Raw genomic sequence first — 8,714 nt, forward strand, 5'->3', positions numbered from 1 at the left:
GGCGACGTATCACCCGCCGCGGCGGGATGGCAGGATCTAGCACGACATGCTTCTGACGCCGCACGAGCAAGAGCGACTGCTGCTGTCCTACGCCGCCGAGTTGGCTCGGCGGCGCAGGGCGCGGGGGTTGCGGCTGAATGTGCCCGAGGCCGTCGCCGTCATCACCGACCACATCCTCGAGGGCGCGCGGGACGGCCGCAACGTCGCCGAGCTGATGGCCAGCGGCTGCGGGGTGCTCGGCCGCGACGACGTGATGGAGGGGGTACCGGAGATGATCGACGAGGTGCACGTCGAGGCGACGTTCCCGGACGGCACCAAGTTGGTCACCGTCCATCACCCGATCGCATGATTCCCGGCGAAATCCTCTACGGCGCAGGCGATATCGAGATCAACGCCGGCGCGCGGCGGCTCGAGATGCAGATCGTCAACACCGGCGACCGCCCGGTGCAGGTCGGCAGCCACGTCCATCTTCCCCAGGCCAACGCGGCGCTGTCGTTCGACCGGGCCGCGGCCCACGGCCACCGGCTCGACGTCCCGGCCGCCACCGCGGTCCGCTTCGAACCCGGCATTCCCCAGACCGTCCGGCTGGTCCCGCTGCGCGGGCGGCGCGAAGTGCACGGCCTGAGCCTGGACCCGCCCGGACGGCTCGACCCGTCATGACGCGGCTGTCCAGACAGCGCTACGCCGACCTGTTCGGCCCCACCACCGGGGACCGGATCAGGCTGGCCGACACCGACCTGCTGGTGGAAATCACCGAAGACCGCAGCGGCGGACCGGGTTTGGCGGGGGACGAGGCGGTGTTCGGCGGCGGCAAGGTGCTGCGCGAATCGATGGGCCAGGGTCGCGCCAGCCGGGCCGACGGGGCGCCCGACACCGTGATCACCGGCGCGGTGATCATCGACTACTGGGGAATCATCAAGGCCGACATCGGGATTCGCGACGGCCGCATCGTCGCCATCGGCAAGGCGGGCAACCCCGACATCATGTCGGGCGTGCATCCCGACCTGGTGGTCGGGCCGTCCACCGAAATCATCGGCGGCAACGGGAAAATCGTCACCGCGGGCGCCATCGACTGCCACGTGCACCTGATCTGTCCGCAGTTGATGCCCGAGGCGCTCGGTTCCGGCATCACCACCATCATCGGTGGCGGCACCGGGCCCGCCGAAGGCACCAAGGCCACCACCGTCACCCCCGGCGAATGGCACCTGGCCCGGATGCTCGAGGCGCTGGACTCCTGGCCGGTCAATTTCGCGCTGCTCGGCAAGGGAAACACGGTCAACGCCGAGGGCCTGTGGGAGCAATTGCGGGGCGGCGCTTCGGGTTTCAAGCTGCACGAGGACTGGGGATCGACGCCCGCGGCCATCGACGCCTGTCTGACGGTGGCCGACGCCGCCGGTGTGCAGGTGGCGCTGCACACCGACACCCTCAACGAGATGGGGTTCGTCGAGAACACCCTGGGCGCCATCGCCGGCCGCTGCATCCACACCTACCACACCGAGGGCGCCGGCGGCGGGCACGCTCCCGACATCATGAGGGTCGCCGCCGAACCGAACGTGTTGCCCAGTTCCACCAACCCGACGCGCCCGCACACCGTCAACACGCTCGACGAGCACCTGGACATGCTGATGGTCTGCCATCACCTCAACCCCGCGGTCCCCGAAGACCTGGCGTTCGCCGAGAGCCGGATCAGGCCGTCGACGATGGCGGCCGAGGACCTGCTGCACGACATGGGCGCGATCTCGATGATCGGCAGCGATTCGCAGGCGATGGGCCGCATCGGCGAGGTGGTGATCCGCACCTGGCAGACCGCGCACGTGATGAAACGCCGCCGCGGCGCGCTGCCGGGCGACGGCGCCGCCGACAACAACAGGGCGCGGCGCTACGTCGCGAAATACACGATCTGCCCGGCCATCACGCACGGCCTCGATCGCGAGATCGGCTCGGTGGAGGTGGGCAAGCTCGCCGACCTGGTGCTCTGGGAACCCGCGTTCTTCGGGGTGCGGCCGCACGCGGTGCTCAAGGGCGGCATGATCGCGTGGGCGGCGATGGGCGACGCCAACGCGTCGATCCCGACCCCGCAGCCGGTGCTACCGCGCCCGATGTTCGGCGCCGCCGCGGGGCCCGCGACCTCGGTGCACTTCGTGGCCCCGCAGGCCATCGAGGCGGGCCTGGCCGAAAGGTTGGCCGTCGGCCGGCGATTGGTCCCCGTCGAGGACGTCGGCTCGGTCCGCAAGGCCGACCTGCCGCTCAACGACGCCATGCCGAGCATCGAGATCGATCCCGATACCTTCACCGTGCGCATCGACGGCGAGGTCTGGCAGGAGCAACCGGCGACGGAACTTCCCATGGCGCAACGATATTTTCTGTTCTGATGGTCCAGCCACCACTGGCCACACTGCTCGCACTGGCCGATTCGCGACTGCCCACCGGCGCGCACGTGCACTCCGGCGGCGTCGAGGAGGCCGTCACCAGCGGGATGGTGACCGACCTTGCCACGCTCAAAGCGTTTCTGGTGCGCAGGATCCGCACGCACGGCCTGGTCGCCGCCTCGGTGGCGGCCGCGGTGCACCGCGGCGATATCTCCCTCGACGACGCGGACCGCGAAACCGACGCGCGCACCCCGGCCCCCGCGGCCCGGCAGGCCTCGCGCGCCCAGGGCCGGGGGTTGGCGCGGCTGGCGCGTCGGGTCTGGCCGCAGGCCGACTGGGACCAGCTCGGCCCGCGGCCGCACCTCGCGGTGGCCGCCGGGCGCGTCGGTGCGATGAGCGGCCTGGGGCCGGACCACACCGCGTTGCACGTCGTGTACACGACGATGACCGGCTCGGCGACGGCGGCACAGCGGCTGCTGGCCCTCGACCCCGCCGCCGTCGCCGCCGTCACGTTCGAATTGTCGGATCTCTGCGAGCGCACCGCCGCCGAGGCCGGCGCCGGCCTGGCCGACCTGTCCGATCCCGCGCTCGACACGCTGGCGCAGCGCCACGCCGAACGTGAACGTCCTCTCTTCGTTTCCTGAAAGGCCAACCATGTCAACGCATCTGCACGCCCATCCGCACTCGCACCACGATCGGCCGAAACGGGTCCGCCGGCCGGGGGAGCCGCTGCGCATCGGCGTCGGGGGACCGGTCGGCTCCGGCAAGACCGCGCTCGTCGCCGCGCTGTGCCGGCAGTTGCGCGGGGAGAAGTCGCTCGCGGTGCTGACCAACGACATCTACACCACCGAGGACGCCGACTTCCTGCGCCGCAACGCGGTGCTGCCCGACGACCGCATCGCGGCCGTGCAGACGGGGGGCTGCCCGCACACCGCGATCCGCGACGACATCACCGCCAACCTGGACGCGATCGACGACCTGATCGCCGGCCACGACGACCTGGACCTCATCCTGGTGGAGTCCGGCGGGGACAACCTGACGGCCACGTTCTCGTCGGGCCTGGTGGACGTGCAGATCTTCGTCATCGACGTGGCCGGTGGCGACAAGGTGCCGCGCAAGGGCGGGCCCGGGGTCACCTATTCGGATCTGTTGGTGGTCAACAAGATTGACCTGGCGCCAATGGTCGGCGCCGACCTGCACGTGATGTCCCGCGACGCGGACGCCGTGCGCGAGGGCCGGCCGACGGTCATGCAGTCGTTGACCGAGGACCCGGGCGCCACCGAGGCGCTCGCCTGGGTGCGCGCCCAGTTGGCCGCCGTGACCTGATGCACTCCGAGGTCGTGCTGGTCGCCTCGGCCGACCGGTTGCCGCGCATCGAGTGCCGGGGCGGCGGAATCCAGGCGCGCTGCACCGCGGCCGACACAGTGCACCTGGTGTCGGCGGCCGCCATGCCGTTGGGCGGGGACACCGTCGGCATCCGGGTCATCGTCGAACCGGGCGGCCGGCTCCGGTTGCGCAGCGCCGCCGCCACCGTGGCACTGCCCGGGGCGGGCACGCCGACGTCGCACGCCCACTGGGCGATCGAGGTGGCCGGAAGCCTCGACGTCGACCTGGAACCGACCGTGGTCGCCGGCGCCGCCCGGCACGTGACGGCCGTGGCGCTGTCCCTGCACGAAGAGGGCCTGCTCCGGTTCCGGGAGCGGGTTCAGATTGGCAGATGCGGAGAGCGCGAAGGGTTTTGGTCTGGGGCGCTGCACGCCGACCGCGACGGCCTGCCGCTGCTGCGCCACCGGGTGGAGTTGGGCGCGGGATCGGTGGCCGACGACGACATCTCGGCGCCCCGCGCCGCCGTCAACGAAGTGCGCTATCCCACCACGGGTTTCGCCGCGGCCCTGGAAGAGGGATCCACCGTGCTGGCGCTGGCCGGCGGCGGGACGCTGAGCACCTGGCAGGGCGACCGGCTGGCGGGTTAGCTGGCCCGCCGGGCCGCCGGGCGCTTCGCCTCGGCCGCCGCCACCGCGAGCTGTTCGAGTCGGGTGCGGGCAAACGCCTGCTGCTCGGTGATGGTGAGCTGGCCGCGGCGGGTGCTCAAGAAGGTCACCGTCCACGACAGCAGCGTGCTGACCTTGGTCTTGAAGCCGACCAGATAGACCAGGTGCAGCACCAGCCACATCAGCCAGGCGATGAAGCCGCTGAACTCGAGCGGACCGATCTTGGCCACAGCGGAGAACCGCGACACCGTGGCCATGGAGCCCTTGTCGAAGTACTGGAACGGCTCGCGCTCGGCCGGGTCGGCGCCGTTCAGCTCGGCCTTGATCGCGGCGACGGCGTACTTGGCGCCCTGGATGGCGCCCTGCGCCACGCCGGGCACGCCCTCGACGGCGGCCATGTCACCGACGACGAACACGTTGGGATGCCCGGGGATGGACAGGTCGGGCAGCACCTTGACCCGCCCGGCCCGGTCGACCTCGACCGATGACTGCTCGGCGAGGTCCATGCCCAGCCCGCTGGCCTGCACCCCGGCCGACCACACCTTGCACGCGGACTCGATGCGCCGGGTGGTGCCGTCGGAGTCCTTGACGGTGATGCCGTTGCGGTCGACGTCGGTGACCATCGCGCCCAACTGGATCTCCACCCCCATCTTCTCCAGCCGCGCGGCCGCCCGCTCACCGAGCTTTTCGCCGAACGGCGGCAGCACCGCGGGGGCGGCGTCGAGCAGGATCACCCGCGCCCTGGTGGAGTCGATGTGCCGGAAGGAGCCCTTCAGGGTGTGGGACGCCAATTCGGCGATCTGCCCGGCCATTTCGACGCCGGTGGGGCCGGCGCCGATGACGGTGAACGTCAGCAGCTTGGCGCGCCGTTCCGGGTCGCGCGACCGCTCGGCTTGTTCGAAGGCGCTCAAGATCCGGCCCCGCACCTCGAGTGCGTCGTCGATCGATTTCATGCCCGGCGCGAACTCGGCGAACTGGTCGTTGCCGAAGTAGGACTGGCCGGCGCCGGCGGCGACGATCAGGCTGTCGTACGGGGTTTCGTAGGTGTGGCCCAGCAAGTCCGAGACGACGAACTGGCCCTCCAGGTCGATGTGCGTGACGTCGCCGAGCAGCACCTGGACGTTGCGCTGCCTGCGCAACACGACCCGGGTGGGCGGGGCGATGTCACCCTCGGACACGATGCCGGTGGCCACCTGGTACAGCAGCGGCTGGAACAGGTGGTGGGTGGTGCGCGCGATCAGCTTGATGTCGACGTCGGCGTGCTTGAGCTTCTTTGCCGCGTTGAGCCCGCCGAATCCCGATCCGATGATGACGACTTGATGACGACGTTTCGGTGCAGCAGTGGTTTCTGCCTGCGTGCTCATGTTTGGGCTGCTCCTGATCGGGGGCTCCTGGTCGCGCGAATTTGAAGTTAGCTACCACGCTAGTGAAGCCGATACCCGTAAGCCCAGATCGTAAGCATGTGTAATCAAGCACATTGCCCATCGGGCCTGGTCGAGCGAACGTGATGCTCGTCATGCCCGACGGGCAATGCGTCGTGCGTTACAGCCCGACCAGCGGGCGCAGGGCTTCGCCGGCGGCGCTGATGATGCCCGGGGTGTAGAACGGCAGGTTGATGATCACCCCGTCGATCCCGGCGTCGAGCACCTTGGTCTGGATTTGTTCGGCGACCGCCTCCGCGCTACCCACCACCATGCGCTGGGTCATCTCGGCGGGGATCTGGTCGGCTTTGAAGTTCTCGTCGATGACCGCCGTGGTGAGCGTGCTGGTTTCCAGCGTGGCCGGGTCGCGGCCGATTTCCTCGCAGCGCTGCCGCACCACCTTCAGCTTCGCCGGCAGCTCGTCGAACCCGGCGATGACGTTGAGGTGGTCGAAGTGGCGCGCGGCCATGGGGATCGTCTTTTTCTCGCCGCTTCCGCCGATCATCAACGGAATGTGGTCGCGGAAACGGGGATTGGCCATCGCCTGGTCGACCTGATACCACTTGCCGGAGAAGGTAGGCCGCTCGCCCTCGAGCATCGGCAGGATGATCTGCAGCGCCTCGTCGAGCCGGTTGAACCTGTCGGTGAAGGTGCCGAATTCGAAGCCCAGCTGGTCGTGCTCGAGCTGGAACCAGCCGGCGCCGAGGCCCAGAATGGCCCGGCCCTGGCTCACCACGTCCAGCGTCGTGATGATCTTGGCCAGCAGCGTCGGATTGCGATAGGTGTTGCCCGTCACCAGGGTGCCCAGCTGCACCCGTTCGGTCCCGGTAGCCAGCGCGCCCAGCGCGGTGTAGGCCTCCAGCATCGGCTGGTCGGGATCGCCCAGCATGGGCAGTTGGTAAAAGTGGTCCATCACGAAGACCGAATCGAATCCGGCCGCTTCGGCCTCGCGGGCCTGGGCCAGAACGGTGGGGAAGAGCTTGTCCACCCCGGTGCCGTAGGAAAAGTTGGGAATCTGCAAACCGAGTCGAATAGCCACGCTAGCTACCGTAGCCACCGGCCCGGCGTGCGAACCAGAGCGTTACTGCGGTTTTGATTCAGCCTCAGGCGAAATGGGCCAGCGCGCCGTGGCTCACGTGCAACGTCTGGCCGGTGATGTGACGAGCCGCCGGGGTGGTGAGGAACAGCGCCAAGCGAGCCACCTCCGCGGCGGCCGGCGGCGTGGCGCGGGAGAGGCCGTCGTAGCCGGGCTGGACGCTGCGCCCGCTGGCCACCGCGTTGACCGTGATGCCGCGGGTGCCGAAGATGCCCGCCTGCCCGGTGATCCAACTCGACAGTGTCGCTTTGATTGCGGCGTCGACGCTCCCGGCGGGCGGGTTCTCGGCCACCACGCCGATGATGGAGCCCCCCGAGCGCAGGTGATCGCCGACGGCCTGCACGGTCAGCACCGCCGACAGCACGGTCGCGTCGAGGGCATGACGCCACGCGGCGGCCGTGTCGGATAGCGAGTAGACGCGCGGGTCGCCCGGGTCCCGGGTCGGCGCCGGCACGTGCACGATGGTGTCCAGATGGTGGGGGAACAAACCGCGAACCGATTCGAGGCTGGCCGGGTCGGTGGTGTCGCAGACGATCGCGTCCGCATCGAGTTCCTTGGCGGCGATCTCGAGGTCGTCGCGGCGCGCGCCCACCAGGGTCACCCGGTGACCGTCATCGCGGAAGCCCTCGGCAACCGTGCGCCCCAGGTCCGTGTCCCCGCCTGTGACCAGCACTTCCACTGCCATGCCCTCCCTATCTCGGCCGCTATGGCATCAAATTACGGTTCATGTTACTGGACAGTAGCTGTCGATGAAATTCCGGACGCGCGCGACGCGCGGATAAATTTGCATAACGCTTCGGCCATCACTTTTTTGCGACGATTCGCCGACAAGCGATCCGCATCTCCGGCGGGATAGGGTGCCTTCATGCGGCGGATCGGGATCCTGGCCGGTGCGGTGGCCCTGCTGTTGGGGACTGGCCTGACCGGGTGCGGCTCGAAATCGCCCCCGGCCCCCTCGATCGGTTCCGGAAAGGTTGTGGTGTTCGGCGCGGCGTCGCTCAAGCCCGCGTTCACGCGGATCAGTGAGCAGTTCACCGACGAAAACCCTGGCAACACAGTCGATTTCGAGTTCGCCGGCTCCTCCGAGCTCGCCACCCAATTGACCCAGGGCGCGACGGCCGACGTCTTCGCGTCGGCCGACACCGCGCAGATGGACGCCGTCGCCGGGGCGGGCCTGCTGGCCGGCAATCCGGCCGACTTCGCCTCCAACACGCTGGTCATCGTCACCGCGCCGGACAACCCGAAAAAGCTCACCTCCTTCGCCGACCTCGGCGGGCCCGGGCTGGCCGTGGTGATCTGCCAGAAGCCGGTGCCGTGCGGGGCCGCGACCCGGCGCATCGAGGGCAGCACGGGGGTGCGCCTCAACCCGGTCAGCGAGGAGCCCAGCGTGACCGATGTCCTGAATAAGGTCACCACGGGCCAGGCCGACGCCGGGCTGGTGTACGTCACCGACGCGCGCAGCGCCGGAAACAAGGTGGCGACCGTGCACTTCCCGGAGGCCGCCGCGGCGGTAAACGTCTATCCGATCGCGGTGCTGAAGAAAGCCCCACACCCAACGTTGGCGCAGAAGTTCGTGGCCATGGTGACCGGTGACGCCGGTCAAAACACCCTGGCCCAATACGGCTTCGCCAAACCCTGACCGTGACCCGGGCTACGGATCTCCCGCGGTGGGTGTACGTCCCCGCCGCCGTGGGAGCCGCGTTCGTGGTGCTGCCGCTGCTGGCGATCGCGGTCAAGGTCGACTGGCCCAACTTTTGGTCGCTGATCACCAGCACGTCATCCGGGACGGCGCTGTTGCTGAGCCTCAAGACCGCCGCCGCCAGCACCACCGCGGTGG

10 protein-coding genes and 1 pseudogene are annotated in these 8,714 nt (G+C 69.4%); 8 read left to right on the plus strand and 3 right to left on the minus strand.

The features are described from left to right. The first annotated feature begins 46 nt into the window (after positions 1-46). The 6 genes from A5673_RS10970 to A5673_RS10995 are packed head-to-tail and all read left to right on the plus strand — an operon-like array spanning position 47 to position 4,342. A complete protein-coding gene (locus tag A5673_RS10970) occupies positions 47-349 on the plus strand; it encodes an urease subunit gamma (protein WP_068231256.1) in 303 nt (100 codons plus the stop codon). After that, entirely contained in the window at positions 346-660 is a 315-nt protein-coding gene (locus tag A5673_RS10975) for an urease subunit beta (protein WP_068231259.1), read from the plus strand. The genes A5673_RS10970 and A5673_RS10975 overlap by 4 nt, the downstream gene beginning before the upstream one ends. After that, positions 657-2,372, plus strand: a complete 1,716-nt coding sequence (locus A5673_RS10980) for an urease subunit alpha (protein ID WP_068231262.1) — start codon at positions 657-659, stop codon at positions 2,370-2,372. The genes A5673_RS10975 and A5673_RS10980 overlap by 4 nt, the downstream gene beginning before the upstream one ends. Beyond that, the gene (locus tag A5673_RS10985) at positions 2,372-3,013 is read left to right on the plus strand and encodes an urease accessory protein UreF (RefSeq protein ID WP_068231265.1); all 642 of its coding nucleotides are present in this window, start codon (positions 2,372-2,374) and stop codon (positions 3,011-3,013) included. Before A5673_RS10980 ends, A5673_RS10985 begins: the two co-directional genes overlap by 1 nt. A gap of 10 nt (positions 3,014-3,023) precedes the next feature. Next, the gene (gene ureG / locus A5673_RS10990) at positions 3,024-3,695 is read left to right on the plus strand and encodes an urease accessory protein UreG (protein ID WP_068231268.1); all 672 of its coding nucleotides are present in this window, start codon (positions 3,024-3,026) and stop codon (positions 3,693-3,695) included. Then, complete coding sequence (locus A5673_RS10995; protein ID WP_068231270.1) at positions 3,695-4,342, plus strand: urease accessory protein UreD; 648 nt, start codon at positions 3,695-3,697, stop codon at positions 4,340-4,342. The genes ureG and A5673_RS10995 overlap by 1 nt, the downstream gene beginning before the upstream one ends. Here the strand turns inward: A5673_RS10995 and A5673_RS11000 are convergent. The 3 genes from A5673_RS11000 to A5673_RS11010 form a co-directional block, all read right to left on the minus strand. After that, positions 4,339-5,724, minus strand: a complete 1,386-nt coding sequence (locus tag A5673_RS11000) for an NAD(P)/FAD-dependent oxidoreductase (protein WP_068231273.1) — start codon at positions 5,722-5,724, stop codon at positions 4,339-4,341. The two genes, A5673_RS10995 and A5673_RS11000, sit on opposite strands and share 4 nt — an antisense overlap. 178 nt (positions 5,725-5,902) lie before the next feature. Then, positions 5,903-6,820, minus strand: coding sequence for an LLM class F420-dependent oxidoreductase (locus A5673_RS11005; protein ID WP_068231276.1), 918 nt, complete (start codon positions 6,818-6,820; stop codon positions 5,903-5,905). 64 nt (positions 6,821-6,884) lie between these two features. Then, positions 6,885-7,562, minus strand: a complete 678-nt coding sequence (locus A5673_RS11010; RefSeq protein ID WP_068231279.1) for an SDR family oxidoreductase — start codon at positions 7,560-7,562, stop codon at positions 6,885-6,887. Positions 7,563-7,742: 180 nt separating this feature from the next. Here A5673_RS11010 and modA point away from each other — a divergent pair, with 180 nt between their 5' ends. Continuing rightward, positions 7,743-8,516 carry a molybdate ABC transporter substrate-binding protein gene (gene modA, locus A5673_RS11015; protein ID WP_068231281.1) on the plus strand — a complete coding sequence of 258 codons (774 nt, stop codon included), beginning with the start codon at positions 7,743-7,745 and terminating at the stop codon, positions 8,514-8,516. Between the two features lie 2 nt (positions 8,517-8,518). After that, positions 8,519-8,714 (plus strand): annotated as a pseudogene (locus A5673_RS11020) (molybdate ABC transporter permease subunit); the annotation flags it as partial.

Source organism: Mycobacterium sp. E3198 (assembly GCF_001667015.1).
Classification (GTDB): Bacteria; Actinomycetota; Actinomycetes; order Mycobacteriales; family Mycobacteriaceae; genus Mycobacterium.

What these genes read in the sequence shown, in the direction of transcription:
- A5673_RS10970 (WP_068231256.1), top strand. Translation starts at nt 47, where the DNA reads ATGCTTCTGACGCCGCACGAGCAAGAGCGACTGCTGCTGTCCTACGCC.
- A5673_RS10975 (WP_068231259.1), top strand. Translation starts at nt 346, where the DNA reads ATGATTCCCGGCGAAATCCTCTACGGCGCAGGCGATATCGAGATCAAC.
- A5673_RS10980 (WP_068231262.1), top strand. Translation starts at nt 657, where the DNA reads ATGACGCGGCTGTCCAGACAGCGCTACGCCGACCTGTTCGGCCCCACC.
- A5673_RS10985 (WP_068231265.1), top strand. Translation starts at nt 2,372, where the DNA reads ATGGTCCAGCCACCACTGGCCACACTGCTCGCACTGGCCGATTCGCGA.
- ureG (WP_068231268.1), top strand. Translation starts at nt 3,024, where the DNA reads ATGTCAACGCATCTGCACGCCCATCCGCACTCGCACCACGATCGGCCG.
- A5673_RS10995 (WP_068231270.1), top strand. Translation starts at nt 3,695, where the DNA reads ATGCACTCCGAGGTCGTGCTGGTCGCCTCGGCCGACCGGTTGCCGCGC.
- A5673_RS11000 (WP_068231273.1), bottom strand. Translation starts at nt 5,724, where the DNA reads ATGAGCACGCAGGCAGAAACCACTGCTGCACCGAAACGTCGTCATCAA.
- A5673_RS11010 (WP_068231279.1), bottom strand. Translation starts at nt 7,562, where the DNA reads ATGGCAGTGGAAGTGCTGGTCACAGGCGGGGACACGGACCTGGGGCGC.
- modA (WP_068231281.1), top strand. Translation starts at nt 7,743, where the DNA reads ATGCGGCGGATCGGGATCCTGGCCGGTGCGGTGGCCCTGCTGTTGGGG.